Below are 14,710 nucleotides of genomic sequence, written 5' to 3' on the forward strand. Positions count from 1 at the left end.
AAGGGGATAAAAGCCATACACTAATATTATCCCTTTTTAGACCTTTTTTATTACTATATTAAGTTACAATGAAACTTAAATTGATTCAATGACGCTAATTTTCATAAAACATCCATCATCTTTTACAGTTCTTTACTAGCTTAAATGCTTGAGGGATAAAAAAGGAGACATAGCCAATTTGCAGAAATATTATCTCCTGGCGCTAAATTTAGCATCCGAATTGTACACTCAGTATCTATCTGCAATTTTGATTATCGCTGCTTGAGCTGAGGGCAATTATTTTGTAAAATCATAACTATGAATCAGAATAAACCCAGCTATTTAAATTTTAAAACGAAAGATTATCCTTGGAAGCCTGATGTTGACTACAGGAAGTATCCTGAATTGTATAAAGTGGGAAAAGGCGAACAGGGCGTTTTAATATGCGAACCCTACAAGTCTGAAATCGATCCTTACTGGCGTTTTAAAACCGAATTAATTGCAAAAGAGAGTTCACAAAAGATTTACTTATTATTTTTAGAGTACCTGAAAAATAATGATTTTATAGGTGCTGATATGGCGAGAAAATACCTACAGATGGGATTTACAAGAGCACGGCGCTATTTTAATTATAAAGGTGGGCAAAAATATGACACAGGAAATGATTACAACCAATTAAAAAAAGGAACTGGTGACCCCGAGAAAGCTAAATCTGCAGAAATATTCTACCAAAAATGGATAGCAGCAGAAAATAATAAGCAGTACGCAGCTCTGAAAACCGCATGGAAAAAAACAAGGGGATAACTATTGTTTTTATGTCTATAATTTAAACATATTTGTTATTGATGAAAATAATATATTGTGAAAAGACATTCTGACTTACTCACTATAATTTCTCCTATTATAATTATCGTTTTTAATAAATGCAGCTCTTTCGTATTTAAATATGAGGTAATAGAATGGTCATTTATTCCGATTACGATGATAGAATGGATGATGATCATCTTTTTCATCTCAATGAATGGTGGAACTGATCTTGTGACATTATGGTTAAAAAGACCTTCTAAAAATTGGCTATTGTCTATAGTTTCGTTACTGATCGTTTTGCTATACCCCAACATCTTTTCCAACATCAAAAACTTCTGTGGTAGTTGGATGTTAGTTACATCCTATATTTTAATTGCAGTACTCAATCCCTTTTTTGAGGAGTTTTACTGGCGCGGGCTTCTGACCGATATAACACCGCATTGGAATGCGACTGCCTCTACTTTATATTCAAACCTCCTGTTTACTTTTAATTATGTTGTTTTGCAGGCAAGTTTTAGACAATCTACTACGTGGGAAATGATATTATTTATCTTCATTACAAGCATAATATGGTGCATAACCTATCAAAAAACCAACAGCTTGAGATGGGTCATCCTGTCCCACTTTGTGTGGAATCTATTCACTATTGGTTCTTTTGTTATTTAGGAGCGTAATATTTAGAATAATAAATTTTAAAATACCTAATGCTTGCCAGGAATGTTAATATCTTGCAAGGAACTTGAACCGCTTATGATATCTGATTTTTTAATCACACTGATCTCACCATTAAGTTCAATAACTACAGCTAAAACTTCATCTAATTTTTCTATACCTGCCTGACGGACGACAGCATAAATTTCATCCACAGTAATTGCTTCAGTTCTCATATTTTCTTTGAGGTATGCTCCTTTATAGAAAAGTAGACGTGGTGACGAATTAATTAAATGTTCCATTTTGTCTGAAGTACTAGCAAGTTTAGCGAAGAAATACTGCATCGCTATAATTAACAGTAAAACCATCACACCTTCTGCTAAAGGAACCATGGCCAGCATCATATAAGCTAAAGTTGAACCTAATGCCACTGTTACCACGAAGTCAAAGGCATTAAATTTGGCCAGGGTTCGCTTACCCGATATTCTTATGAATAGGAAAAGAATAACAAATGAAATAACGGTCATTAGTGCCACCTGTCCGAGTTTTTCCCAATTCTCAAAAAGCAGTTCTTTCATTTTTTTAGATTTAATTTTCAATTGACAAAATAATGCCAGAAAATTAATGCTGTGAGAATTATGTACTGCTTATAAAAAAATCCCCGCCAGGCGAGGATAAAAACTAATAACCATGAAAACTCATATATGCATGAGATCCGGGTGCAAAAATACTGTATGCGTCCAATATTGGCATCAAGGTTTAATTTATAATTTAAATATTTTTAATAAACAGGGTCTATACATTATATCAAAATGACTGTTAACTATACTCATTACTATTTTGATGGTCTGATGTTTGGTTATAGGAAAACATTATTAATCAAATAGAAATATATGCCGTACATTACAAAAGATCAAGATGCACAATATAGCATCTACTACGAAGACCTTGGACAGGGAGAGCCTGTTATTTTAATTCACGGATGGCCCTTAAGCGGGAAATCCTGGGAACTTCAGATTCAGGCGCTCTTAGATGCAGGACACCGCGTGATAACTTATGACAGAAGAGGATTTGGTCAGTCATTTGTAAGCAGCAATGGTTATGATTACGACACATTAGCTGAAGATCTTCACCAGCTGATATCCCACTTGGAACTTAGAAAACCAGCACTTGTAGGTTTTTCAATGGGTGGTGGTGAAGTGATCCGATACATCACCAATTACGGAAGTGATAATATCTCAAAAATTGCGCTTGTAGCTTCCATCATCCCACTCGTTAAAAAGAAGGACGATAATCCGGACGGTGTTCCGCAGGAAAAACTTGATGAGATTATAAACAACCTCAAAGATGATCGCCTCAACTTTTTGGAGAGTTTTCACATGGATTTCTACAACTATGGTATTCTATCAAAATCTGTGAGCCAAAAACAGCTTGATTACGACTGGAACATTGCTTCACAGGCTTCACCCATTGCAACAATTAAAGCAGCGGAAAGCTGGGCTAATACGGATTTCAGATCTGAAGTAGGTGCAGTGACCGTTCCTGTCTTAATTGTTCACGGAGATGATGATAAAGTTGTTCCTATTAAAACTGCAGGAGATCAGGCAGCGCAACTGATAGGTCATAGTCAGTATCATGTTATTTCAGGTGCTCCACACGGACTAAATATTACTCATGCCGAAGAATTGAATCCAATTCTTATAGAATTCTTAAAACAGTAAAATATTCCAAAAACTTTTTATATATAAACAAGGAGCAACGTGAATTGATGTTGCTCTTTATTTTTGTTAAAGCTTAGTAAAATCTAAAGGATATTTTTAATATCTATTTAATTACGTTTGATAATATCCACCACTTATCAAGTTTTACTAATATTATCAAATACTCTATAGATTTAAACATTTCCAGCAGCTGTTCCAATTTAATTCTGGTCTGTAAAGCCAGAGCATTGGATTGGTACATATTTATAAGAGATAAGGTCCAGCATTATCCAGACAGTCTTTAATCGCCTGCTCTACTTCGTCAGATTTATGATATTTTTTTTTCGAGAATAGCCCATCCCCTGCTCCCACTATGGCTAAGTCTTGCTTAACTATATCGTCTTAATTGCCAGGTTTCCATCTACCATTAATCTAAAGTGTGTACAACAATTGTAAGCAAGAGGTTGCCATTGGAACTGATTTAGTATAATCTTCATATTGTTAATCGCAGTACAAATATCAAAATTGGTGGTTCTGGCATCATCTTTTCATACCTGTGCATTCTGCATTTAGCTTATAAGGTCTTTCTTCTGTCCATGCGGCATTAAAAATTTTTAGCCAGCTTCGAAATCTGCAGTTTTTAAGGAATGGAATTAACCCAATGTCATAACATTGTTATCAATACACCTGGCTATATACAAAACTTTGGTTATCTGCTGGGAATTAATACAAAAAATTTATCAATCGCTTTTTACAGCCAAAACTTAGCAGATATATTTGATTTTGATCAAAATATTATCAATCAAAGTCTTAACAGCATTAATTGTTTTAACAGTATTGCTGAGCACCCTCTATATAAAGACGCTATTACAGATCATTCGGATAAGGTTAAATGCAGCGGACGTATTACATTAAATCACCAAGAATATCATATTGTCGTTTATACATATAATCATCTTCTATATATTGAATTGGAGCAAGTTATTTTAGCCGATAATGCTGAACAGAAAGCTCTTAAAAACGTTAAGAATCTCATATCAACTAAAGATGGCAACCAGATATGGAATACACTTGTAAAGGATATCGCAAATATTACTGGTTACGAAAGGGTAATGATATATAAGTTTAATGCCGATGCAACAGGACGCGTTATTGCTGAAGAAAAAAACACTGATTTGGAAAGTTTTCTCAATGTACACTATCCTGAAAGCGATATTCCAAAGCAGGCGCGACAACTATATTTGAAAAACTATAAACGTATTATCTCAGACGTCGAGTCACAACCAGTTCCAATTATTAGTGCTATACCTGACATCGATTTAAGTTTATCTGGGATTAGAGCGATCTCCCCGGTTCATCTTCAGTATCTTAAAAATGGTCGGATTGCCTCAAGCTTCAGTATTTCAATTATTATTAATAATGAGCTTTGGGGTATGGTTACCTGCCATCATTCAACAGCTCGACATATTGATCTTGATGGCAGGATATTATCTGAAATCGCCACATTTATAGCAGCGAATTCATACAGCTCATACAAAGCTTCTCTTGCGCTTAGCTATGATAAGCAACTGAGTAAGAGCTGCTTTGAACTTAAGCTTCAACTGCTGTCTAAAAATAATTTCAAAGATTCGATTTTTGAACATTCAGCCCTTATTCATATGTTATCCGAAACAGATGGTTTTGCAGCCCTGATTGATGGTCAGATTATAAGCATTGGCGATACACCGGACAACAAACTTATTATTAGCATAGCACATTGGTTGCAATCCCAATCTCACAAAGGGTTTTACTTTAATCACTCCTTTTACAATGAATTTAATACCGAACTTGGACTGGATAAAAATTGTTGCGGTATTGCTTCCTGCTTTTTAAATGAAGCTCAGGGTGATCTAATGATATGGTTCCGGCGTGAATACAAAGACCATATCAATTGGGCTGGTAGACCAGAAAAAGAAATTGCCATGCTAAACTTTTACAAGGAAGAAAAACTGACTTATTCCCCTAGACAGTCTTTTGCGATCTACTGCGAAGAAGTGGTTAATAAATCACGGCCTTGGAGAAAAAAAGATATTCAAAGACTACAGAAAATAAAAGAAGTTGTTGACCAGACTGCGCAGGAATTTCTTTATAAAACTGAGAGAGCCAACAAGGATCTGAATTTCCTTAATGAAGAACTTAAAAGAGTGAATGAAGAATTAGACAGTTATTCTCACACCATATCACATGACCTGGCAACACCACTGACTGTGATGAAGCTGAATATGCAGCTGATGGCAAAATATAATACAGATCAGCCGACTATTGATAAAATTCATAATGTACTCAACGAAATCGATAATATGTCAGAAATGATGAATAATGTTCTGAGACTGAGCCGCCTTAAACATTCGGAGTACAACTTTCAGAGCATCGATCCTGCAGACATCATCAATAAAGTCTGTCTCGATTCTAAATTGACCTACAATGAAGATGTTGAAATCCATATTGGATCAGTTTATCCTGTTATTGGTGAAAAAAGCCTTATTCAGCAGGTCTTTCAAAATGTTATTACCAATGCTGTAAAATATTCTTCTCAGAAGGAAACACCACAAGTAAGCATTAGATCAGCTGTTGAAGGTAATTGGATTATTTATGAAATCCAGGATAACGGCATTGGCATACCCTATGACTCAAAACACGATGTTTTCAAGGTTTTTAACCGTATGACTAACTCCAAATCTTTCTTCGGAAATGGTGTCGGATTATCCATTGTCGATAATATTATGAAAAAGATCGGAGGCAGTGTGGATTTTGAAAGTGTAGTTGACTCAGGCACAACTTTCTATCTTAAATTTCCTGGCTCTCAAGTTTTATTCCGTAATTCACTGAATCATTGATAACACATCTGACACATTTCATTTGCATAGACTCCGAAATAAGTCTACCTATTTTACAAAGTCTTAGATGAGTTTCGAATTTTATTTCAGTAACAAACTGATTGATTATTAAGAACTCTGATTAAGTATTAGATTCACTATGGGTTTGGTTTAAGATAAAGAAGTAAAATGAGGCAGACTATAAACCATTTCCAAAAGTATAATTCGTATTGATTATAGCAGTGCATTTTGGAAAACTCATAAAAAGATACTGTTTTCTGATAATGATTCTCTAGAAGACGAAGTAAAGAAAATTCTTTTCTCAATATTTTCAAAGCTTATAACTAGTGGATGATAATTAATTGTGGAATATATTTTGAATATCTGCTGTGAAATAAAAGTAGATGCAAAATATATATCCTAAAACAATCGCAATTATTGGCGGCGGTCCTGCAGCACTAATGATGATTAAACATCTTTCTGAGAATCATTGCCCGGCTTGTAAGGTGCTCATATTTGAAAAGAATGACCGACTTGGTGTAGGCATGCCTTATGGCAGAGGCGGCTCTAATAATGAACATGTTGCTAATGTTTCTGCTGCTGAACTTCCCAGCTTTGCGATAAGTTTTAAAGATTATATCAGCAAGCATCCAACCAATGAACATCCGGATTACTTTGACAAAGGCAGCTTCAACCCTAACCAAGTAATTCCAAGACTCCTCCTGGGAAATTATATGGAATATCTTTTCGACCATTATATTAAAACTCTAACAAAGAAAAATATTGAAGTGGTCTTCAAAACCAATTGCAAAGTCATCGATATTGAATCAACAGCCGATCAATCTTATAAGATTATAACTGAAAACGAGAAATGCTTTTCAGCCGACATTATAGTCTTATGCACGGGTCACCACTGGCCTAAAACTTATGAAGATGCTGTCAGTGGATGGTATGACTCTCCCTACCCGCCTTCCAAGTTCACGTCACCGTTTAATGGTCCGGTTGCCATCAGAGGCACTTCCCTAACGGCTGTTGATGCTGTAAAGACACTAGCCCGTCTTAATGGAACTTATGAGGCTGATCAGGATGGCAGGCTGACTTATCATCTTAATCCGGAATCTGATCAGTTCAAAATCACTTTATTTTCAACAGGTGGATTTTTGCCTGCCTTGCGTTTTCATTCAGATGGTGAGGCGTATTCGAGTTCATGGCTGATGTCACTGCATGATATTTACGAATACAAAAGTAACAATGCTGGATTTGTGGACCTGGATTATGTTTTTGATCTTAATTTTAAGCAGCCACTGAAAGCTAAAGACCCTGAATTCTACGATAGGATTAAGGCTATGGATATGGAAACTTTTGTAGAAGAAATGATGAAACTACGAAAAGAACTTGACAGTTTTGATCTTTTCAAAGCAGAGTACAAGGAGGCAAAAAAATCCATTAAACGTAGAGAATCAATCAGCTGGAAAGAAACTCTGGCAGCCTTTAGCTATGCTATGAATTATCCTGCTAAACATTTTTCAGCAGAGGATATGCTTCGTTTGAGAAAAACAATGATGCCTCTTATCTCTGTCATTATCGCCTCATTGCCACAGGCATCATATAAAGAACTGATATCGTTATATGAAGCAGGTTTGCTGGATCTGGTTCAGGTGGATAAAGAAAGCCGGGTAGTTCCTAACGGTAATTCAGGAGCAGTTTACCATTATACTTCAATTGATAACGAGCGAAGGGAAGAACATTATCCTATGTTTGTTGATGCTATAGGGCAACAGTCCTTTAACCTTAATGACTTTCCTTTCGAAGGATTGAAACATACTGAATTAATTACTTCAGCGTATCTTGATTTCAGGGATAATCAGAAGGCATTAGAATTAATCAAAGAAGGCGAAGCACAAGTTTACCAAGGATATAATAATAACTATTATCTGAAATTACCCGGATTGAAAATCAACGATTTTTTCCAGGCTTTAAATGCTTACGGACAGATTATCAATAGTCTTTATATTATGGCTGTGCCTTTTATAGGCGGACTCAACCCTGACTATTCGGGACTGGACTTTTGTGATACTGCCGCTGAGAGAATTGTAGCCTCACTTAAGATTACTGATATCAGCAGCGAAATGTCTGATATTAAAAATGTAGCCAGTTAATATTATTATTAAAAGTTAATTTAAAATTTAAAGAAATATCGATTAGAATTTTATTGTTTTTACATATCTAATTCCTGAAGGAAGACTGCTATGCAGTCTTTTTTTAGACAACAAAACTTAGGATATATTAACCAATCGAAATGTCAGATTAATTCTCTCTTTCATCGGAATGGTTGATTTGGCAATTCTATGTTCCCAATGCTCCTGAAGGTCACCTTTCATAATTAATAAAGAGCCGTGAGGAAGTGGCAGTCTGTATTTGCTTTGGTGATGGTCCATCTTTCTGAAATCAAAGTTTCGCGTTTGCCCTAGACTGATAGATGCAATGACTGGACGCTTGCCATAACGGCTTTCTTTGTCTCGATGCCATGCTACGGAATCATTATTATCTCGGTACAAATTTAATAGCACGCCGTTAAACTGATAACCAAACTCTTTCTCGATCCTGGCCTTTAATGACAGCAGTTCGGGTGTCCATGGATTAGCTCCGGTTTTCCCATCTTCTTTCTTATATGTGCTTTCATCGCCATACCATGCTGTCAATCTTGGGGTCAATACCATTTTGTCATACATTTTCTGAGTACTTTGCTTCCACGGTGTATTGTGCAGCAGCAGATCTTTTAACTGATCCGCTTCTTCAGTATTTAAAAATTGTTCCTTATACTCTACAAGGTTTTTAGGGAACTCATAAAATTTTTCGGAATCAAATAAACTGAGCTGCGTCATAAACTGTTATTCAATTTTTAGTAAACATTTGAAATTCTCTCCTAAGGGAGAGTTTTCCTCATTTGTGTTTTTACTTCCCTTCTGGGAAGTTTTTTATTATGAGGGTATTTTTCAAGTAGTTATTAACTGTACCCAGAATAAATTCAGTTCTTATCATCGAGGGTCTCTTTGATCTGCTTTATATCTGTTTTAATTTCTGTCATAAAGTTTTGGATATGATGTTCAGAAAATTCATCCGCTTCGTATTCCTTTGTATTAATACTGCATGCAAATTCCCAGATTTCTTTAATTTCAGGCAGTGGAATTTTATAAGGCTCATAAAATTGATTATCAGCTTTAACCCAAATACCGTCCGCTTCGTGAAACTGAAACCTTTTGTAACTGATACCATCATTGGTGGTAATAAAAACATAAGTCCTGTCCGTTTTCAAGTCAGAAAGGTTTTCGACATATTTTCCTACAATGTAAGTTCCATCCTTATAAGGCGGCATGGAATCACCGTCAGCAGGAAATGCCCTAAACTTACCCCCTTTTAAGAAAGGTAATGATATAGTCTCCAGACTTTCTATGTACTCCGGGTCTCCGTAACCGTTTAAGTAACCCATAGAAGCCTTCTGTGGAATAATCTCAATCTGATTGTTTCCATCCTGATCTACCCTGATGGGCAGAATTATTCTATTGTCAGGAAGTTCCATAATCTCATCGATCGAAAATTTCCTGATATCTACAGTTAATAAAAGATCAGTGCTGATATTATAGTACTGTGAAATTCTAACCAAGACTTCAAAGGGTGGTTCTGTCCTTCCATATTCATAAGCTACATACCTGGATCGGGTAAGAATTAACAAATCTGCCAGCTCTTGCTGAGTCTTATTTTTCTTCCCTCTCAGGAACACGATGTTATCAGAGAATTTTGACATTGTTACAATTTTAGACAACAAAAATACAAAATTTGTTTCAAAATGTAACTAAGTTTGTACAATGGAAAGAGCAATTGTACATATGGATCTGGATACATTCTTTGTTTCCTGTGAAAGGCTGAGAGACTCTGTATTGGAGAAAAAGCCTGTCATTATCGGAGGGGGAGATCGTGGCGTGGTGGCATCCTGCTCTTATGAAGCGAGAAAGTTTGGAGTTCGTTCGGCTATGCCAATAAGGATGGCGTTGCGTTTGTGCCCCGAGGCTAGGGTCATTAAAGGGGATATGGATTATTATTCTAATATGTCTCATATGGTGACTGAAATTATTCAGGAAAAAGTACCCGTTTTAGAAAAAGCAAGCGTCGATGAATTTTATATGGATCTTTCCGGTATGGACAAATTCTTTGGATGCTATAAATGGACTAATGAAATCGCACAAGCAGTGACAAAGCAGTCTGGATTACCGATCAGTTTTGCATTATCTTCGAATAAGACCGTCTCTAAAATAGGGACGGGAGAGTCTAAGCCAACGGGAAGATTTGAAGTGAAGCCTGAATATATAAAGCCTTTCTTAAATCCGCTTTCCGTGAAAAAGATTCCAATGGTCGGCAATGTCACTTTTGAATTGCTTTCCAGATTAGGTGTCAGAAAAATAGAAACCTTATCTCAAATGCCTGTGGGCGTCCTGCAGGAGTTAATAGGCAAAAACGGAAAGGAGCTCTGGAAAAAAGCCAATGGTATCGATGAGACAGAAGTAGTACCCTATTCAGAAAGAAAATCGATTTCCACAGAAACCACTTTTTCTGAGGATACCATTGATATTCTTCATATTCAAAGTATCCTGTCGGGAATGGTGGAAAAATTATGCTATCAGCTAAGACAAGAGAAATGGCTGACCTCAACCGTTTCTGTAAGGATACGCTATGCCAACTTTGACACCGAGAACAAGCAGTGTAAAGTGCCCTATACTTCAGCAGACCACACCTTGCTGAAATATGTTTTGGAACTCTTTAATAAAGTATATACCCGAAGGATGAGAATCCGTCTGATTGGAGTGAAGTTTACGGGACTGGTTCATGGCAGTCACCAGATGAATCTTTTTGAAGATACTGAAGAGTTGATCTCATTATATCAGACTATGGATCAGTTGAAGGGTAGATTTGGGATTCATAGTGTCGGACGGGCTTCGGGATTAATAAATTAATGTATTGCTTATGTTTCTTAACTGCCACACCTATCACAGCCTGCGTTACGGGACTATTTCTGTTGAAGATCTGGTTCAGCTGGCTGTTGACTATCAGCTGAAAGTTTTAGCATTGACAGACATCAATACCGTCACGGGTATCTACCAGTTTTATAAATTGTGTCAGGACCATAACATCAAACCGATCGTAGGCGTTGATGTAAGAGTTGAAAATGAGCCGTATTATATTTGTCTTGCTAAGAACCCTAACGGGATTGCTGAAGTCAATAAGCTGTTGACCGCTTATAATTGTGAAGGCATTGACATTCCTAAGATCAATCCTCCATTGGAAAATTGTTATGTTATCTATTCTTTGCAGAATAGACCCGAAAAATTATTACATCACGAATTTGTTGGTATCAGAAAGGATGAAATAAATTACCTAATTAATCCTGAACTGAAATCTTTAATTCCTAAAATGATCATTCTGCATCCGGTCACTTTTAAGACGGATGAAGAATATGAGCTTCATAAAGTGTTGCGCGCAATTGACGGCAATACCCTACTCACCAAACTGACTGAAAATGATTATTGCAGGAACAGTGAATATTTCATCAGTAAAAGAAAACTTCTGGATCCGTTCCAACAATACCCTGAAATTATTGAAAATACCAAACACATCGTCAGTGAGTGTAGTTTTGATTTTGATTTTGAAACGCCGAAGAATAAAAAACATTATACCGGAAGCAAAGACAATGATTTTAAATTATTAACACAGCTTGCTTATGAAGGATTGACTCAAAGATACCCAGACAAAAACAGAGCTGCTATTTACAGAGTTGAAAAAGAACTAGAAGTAATTGATCAATTGAATTTCTGTGGTTACTTTTTGATTACCTGGGATATTATCCAATATAGCAAAAGGATGGGTTTTATGCATGTCGGCAGAGGTAGCGGCGCCAACAGCATTATCGCTTATTGTATCGGGATTACTGACATATGCCCATTAGAATTGGATCTGTATTTTGAGCGCTTTCTCAACCTTAACCGTAAGTCCCCTCCTGATTTTGACATTGACTGGAGCTGGAAAAACAGGGATGACATTTTAGAGTATATTTTCAAAAAATATGGCAAGGATCATGTTGCTTTTTGCGGAACGAATGTAGAGTTTAAAAAAAGGTCAAGATTCAGGGAGATTGGGAAGGTTTTCGGATTACCAAAAGATGAACTCGATCAGCTTTCTAAAAAACCGAAAGAATTACACGACCAGAATTCAGTTGTTCAGCAGATTTATATGTTTGAACAGCTTCTGGTAGGCTTTCCAAATCAGAGAAGTATGCATTCCTGTGGTATTCTGATTTCTGAAGAGCCTATAACCAATTACTCAGCTTTGGAATTTCCACCCAAAGAATTTCCTATTGTCCAGTTTGATATGCACACTGCTGAAAACATTGGTCTGGAAAAGTTTGATATTTTATCACAGCGCGGCTTGGGAACCATCAAAGAGGCGGTTAATCTGATTAAAGAGAAGCGAGGGATCAGCATTGATATTGATGACACGACGCTTTCGAAGAATGAAGAAAAATGCAACGAATTTCTAAGCATTGGAAAAACCATAGGCTGTTTTTATATTGAATCACCTGCTATGCGTGGGCTCTTGAGAAGGCTAAAATGTGACAATTATAAAGTTCTGGTGGCCGCTTCATCGATTATTCGTCCAGGTGTAGCCCAAAGTGGTATGATGCGGGAATATATCTTTAGACATAATCACCCAGGACAATTTGAATATTTTCATGAGGTGTTTGAAAAAGAACTGGGCGAAACCTATGGCATTATGGTTTATCAGGAAGATGTAATTAAAATTGCAATGCACTTTGGTGGCGTATCAGCAGCTAATGGCGATGTTCTCCGAAGAGCCATGAGCGGCAAAGGGCGTTCTCTCTCTGCGTTGCAAAAACTTAAAGAGGATTTTTTTGAATCCTGCAAGAAAAAAGGGCATCCCGATCAGCTCTCTCAGGAAGTTTACAGACAGATCGAATCTTTTGCAGGCTATTCTTTCTGTAAAGCCCATTCAGCTTCGTATGCGGTGGAAAGTTACCAGAGTCTTTATTTGAAAGCCTACTACCCCATTGAATTTATGGTATCTGCCATTAATAATGGCGGTGGATTTTACAGAACGGAAGTCTATATTCACGAAGCCAAAATGGCTGGCGCCAAAATTCATAATCCTTGTGTTAACCTCAGTGAATTCCAGACCACCGTATATGGTACAGATGTCTACTTAGGTTTAATGCATATTGAAAAACTGGAAGCTGCTGTTAAACTATTGATTACTGAAGAACGTAAAGAAAATGGTGATTATAAATCACTGGAAGACTTTGTAAAAAGAATCCAAATCGGTATTGAAACGCTGCAAATCTTAATTTATGTAGGCGCTTTCAGATTCACAGGAAAACAGAAACATGAACTATTGATTGAAGCGAGATTTCTGTTATCTAAAAACCACTACAGGATAAAAGTGATTTCTTTATTTGAGGAACCTCAAAAAAATTATGAATTACCAGTTATTGAAAAGAATGTTTTTGAAGATGCCTTTGATGAAATTGAAATACTGGGATTTCCGGTGTCACATTCTATTTTTGATTTACTGAAGACTAAATACAGAGGTCATGTTCTGGTTAAGGACCTTTTGAAATACCATAAAAAAACTGTTAAGATGCTGGCTTATCTGATTTCAAGAAAGCATGTTCCTATCAAAATGAAAAATCATCCGGGCAAGAAAGATGACATGTATTTCGGAACTTGGATTGATGCTGAAGGACAATACTTCGATACCGCTCATTTTCCTGACAGCTTAAGAAAATTTCCTTTTATGGAAGGCGGAATTTATCTTTTGCTGGGAACTGTCGAAGTCGATTATCATTTTCCAACGGTAAACATTACAAGAATGGCTAAGATGCCGCTCATTGCTGATCCAAGATATTCAATGGATGAAGAAAAATCTAAAGAGATGGAACGAAGCCTTCGAGATGACGTGAGTAAAACATCACGTGAGCCTTATCCTATGGAATATGAGATAGGACTGCCGAGACAAAAAGGAATATAGGGTAATATCATTTTTTAATGGATGACACATTCAATAAAACACTTTGTGGTCTATAATTTTTAGAAGTCCTGCTTTCTCCATTTTTTTTTCTGTTCGGATAGTTGTTTCCACTCTTAAACCGATCAAGTCTGCCATTTGTTGCCGTGTTAAGGGTATTTGAAAGGAAAAAATTTTCCGATTATTTTGCCTGCTCTTGAGATAATCCATTAATGCGATCAATTTGTGAGAGGGACTTTTCATTAAATAAATACTTCCCATTATAAATTTGAAATAGGTAAGATCAGAAATATTTTTCGCTACATTTAATCCGACTTCCGGATTACTTTTTGACAGGTCAAAAAAATTATCTTTTGAGAGGCATAAGAGAACAGCATCTGTTAAAACTTCGGCATTAATTGGATATGGCCTGTCTGTCAGCAAAGCAAAATCCCCTACGGAATATCCGTCTAAAACAATTCCCTGAATAAGCTCTTTACCATTTAAGTCCCGATTGAATAACTTGATACTTCCTATAACAATCTGATAATAGAACTTAGGAAAATCGCCTTCTCGGAAAATCATTTCTCCACTATTAAAATTGATTGTCTCAGCATTTACGGATTTCAGAACATTAATATCAATCAT

General features: G+C 36.3%; 11 protein-coding genes. 7 read left to right on the forward strand and 4 right to left on the reverse strand.

The window, feature by feature from the left end:
• The first annotated feature begins 297 nt into the window (after positions 1 to 297).
• Both KI430_RS05275 and KI430_RS18110 read left to right on the forward strand, forming a co-directional pair.
• On the forward strand, positions 298 to 783 hold the full coding sequence (locus KI430_RS05275) for a DUF4385 domain-containing protein (protein WP_248877216.1): 486 nt from the start codon (positions 298 to 300) through the stop codon (positions 781 to 783).
• Positions 784 to 1,134: 351 nt separating this feature from the next.
• Positions 1,135 to 1,452 (forward strand): CPBP family intramembrane glutamic endopeptidase, encoded by a 318-nt coding sequence (locus tag KI430_RS18110; RefSeq protein WP_379955526.1) that lies wholly within the window; start codon positions 1,135 to 1,137, stop codon positions 1,450 to 1,452.
• A 35-nt stretch (positions 1,453 to 1,487) separates the two neighbouring features.
• On the opposite strand, the gene KI430_RS05280 is transcribed toward KI430_RS18110, so the two are convergent.
• Positions 1,488 to 2,015 (reverse strand): DUF421 domain-containing protein, encoded by a 528-nt coding sequence (locus tag KI430_RS05280; protein WP_248877217.1) that lies wholly within the window; start codon positions 2,013 to 2,015, stop codon positions 1,488 to 1,490.
• Between the two features lie 315 nt (positions 2,016 to 2,330).
• On the opposite strand from KI430_RS05280, the gene KI430_RS05285 reads away from it, so the two are divergent.
• From KI430_RS05285 to KI430_RS05295, 3 genes are all read left to right on the forward strand, one after another.
• On the forward strand, positions 2,331 to 3,158 hold the full coding sequence (locus tag KI430_RS05285) for an alpha/beta fold hydrolase (RefSeq protein WP_248877218.1): 828 nt from the start codon (positions 2,331 to 2,333) through the stop codon (positions 3,156 to 3,158).
• Positions 3,159 to 3,784: 626 nt separating this feature from the next.
• A complete protein-coding gene (locus KI430_RS05290) occupies positions 3,785 to 6,013 on the forward strand; it encodes an ATP-binding protein (protein WP_248877219.1) in 2,229 nt (742 codons plus the stop codon).
• A gap of 443 nt (positions 6,014 to 6,456) precedes the next feature.
• Complete coding sequence (locus KI430_RS05295) at positions 6,457 to 8,151, forward strand: FAD/NAD(P)-binding protein (protein WP_248878274.1); 1,695 nt, start codon at positions 6,457 to 6,459, stop codon at positions 8,149 to 8,151.
• 117 nt (positions 8,152 to 8,268) lie between these two features.
• Here KI430_RS05295 and KI430_RS05300 read toward each other — a convergent pair whose 3' ends face one another.
• Together KI430_RS05300 and KI430_RS05305 are read right to left on the reverse strand one after the other, a co-directional pair.
• The gene (locus KI430_RS05300) at positions 8,269 to 8,877 is read right to left on the reverse strand and encodes an alpha-ketoglutarate-dependent dioxygenase AlkB family protein (protein ID WP_248877220.1); all 609 of its coding nucleotides are present in this window, start codon (positions 8,875 to 8,877) and stop codon (positions 8,269 to 8,271) included.
• Between the two features lie 143 nt (positions 8,878 to 9,020).
• Entirely contained in the window at positions 9,021 to 9,797 is a 777-nt protein-coding gene (locus KI430_RS05305) for an XRE family transcriptional regulator (RefSeq protein ID WP_248877221.1), read from the reverse strand.
• Positions 9,798 to 9,858: 61 nt separating this feature from the next.
• Here KI430_RS05305 and dinB point away from each other — a divergent pair, with 61 nt between their 5' ends.
• Both dinB and KI430_RS05315 read left to right on the forward strand, forming a co-directional pair.
• Positions 9,859 to 11,001, forward strand: coding sequence for a DNA polymerase IV (gene dinB, locus KI430_RS05310; protein WP_248877222.1), 1,143 nt, complete (start codon positions 9,859 to 9,861; stop codon positions 10,999 to 11,001).
• Positions 11,002 to 11,011: 10 nt separating this feature from the next.
• A complete protein-coding gene (locus tag KI430_RS05315; RefSeq protein ID WP_248877223.1) occupies positions 11,012 to 14,086 on the forward strand; it encodes a DNA polymerase III subunit alpha in 3,075 nt (1,024 codons plus the stop codon).
• Between the two features lie 30 nt (positions 14,087 to 14,116).
• On the opposite strand, the gene KI430_RS05320 is transcribed toward KI430_RS05315, so the two are convergent.
• Entirely contained in the window at positions 14,117 to 14,710 is a 594-nt protein-coding gene (locus tag KI430_RS05320) for a Crp/Fnr family transcriptional regulator (protein ID WP_248877224.1), read from the reverse strand.

It is taken from the genome of Epilithonimonas zeae (assembly GCF_023278365.1).
Lineage (GTDB): Bacteria > Bacteroidota > Bacteroidia > Flavobacteriales > Weeksellaceae > Epilithonimonas > Epilithonimonas zeae_A.

What these genes read in the sequence shown, in the direction of transcription:
- KI430_RS05305 (WP_248877221.1), bottom strand. Translation starts at nt 9,797, where the DNA reads ATGTCAAAATTCTCTGATAACATCGTGTTCCTGAGAGGGAAGAAAAAT.
- KI430_RS18110 (WP_379955526.1), top strand. Translation starts at nt 1,135, where the DNA reads ATGTTAGTTACATCCTATATTTTAATTGCAGTACTCAATCCCTTTTTT.
- KI430_RS05320 (WP_248877224.1), bottom strand. Translation starts at nt 14,710, where the DNA reads ATGATTGATATTAATGTTCTGAAATCCGTAAATGCTGAGACAATCAAT.
- KI430_RS05280 (WP_248877217.1), bottom strand. Translation starts at nt 2,015, where the DNA reads ATGAAAGAACTGCTTTTTGAGAATTGGGAAAAACTCGGACAGGTGGCA.
- dinB (WP_248877222.1), top strand. Translation starts at nt 9,859, where the DNA reads ATGGAAAGAGCAATTGTACATATGGATCTGGATACATTCTTTGTTTCC.
- KI430_RS05290 (WP_248877219.1), top strand. Translation starts at nt 3,785, where the DNA reads ATGGAATTAACCCAATGTCATAACATTGTTATCAATACACCTGGCTAT.
- KI430_RS05300 (WP_248877220.1), bottom strand. Translation starts at nt 8,877, where the DNA reads ATGACGCAGCTCAGTTTATTTGATTCCGAAAAATTTTATGAGTTCCCT.
- KI430_RS05285 (WP_248877218.1), top strand. Translation starts at nt 2,331, where the DNA reads ATGCCGTACATTACAAAAGATCAAGATGCACAATATAGCATCTACTAC.
- KI430_RS05295 (WP_248878274.1), top strand. Translation starts at nt 6,457, where the DNA reads ATGATTAAACATCTTTCTGAGAATCATTGCCCGGCTTGTAAGGTGCTC.
- KI430_RS05315 (WP_248877223.1), top strand. Translation starts at nt 11,012, where the DNA reads ATGTTTCTTAACTGCCACACCTATCACAGCCTGCGTTACGGGACTATT.
- KI430_RS05275 (WP_248877216.1), top strand. Translation starts at nt 298, where the DNA reads ATGAATCAGAATAAACCCAGCTATTTAAATTTTAAAACGAAAGATTAT.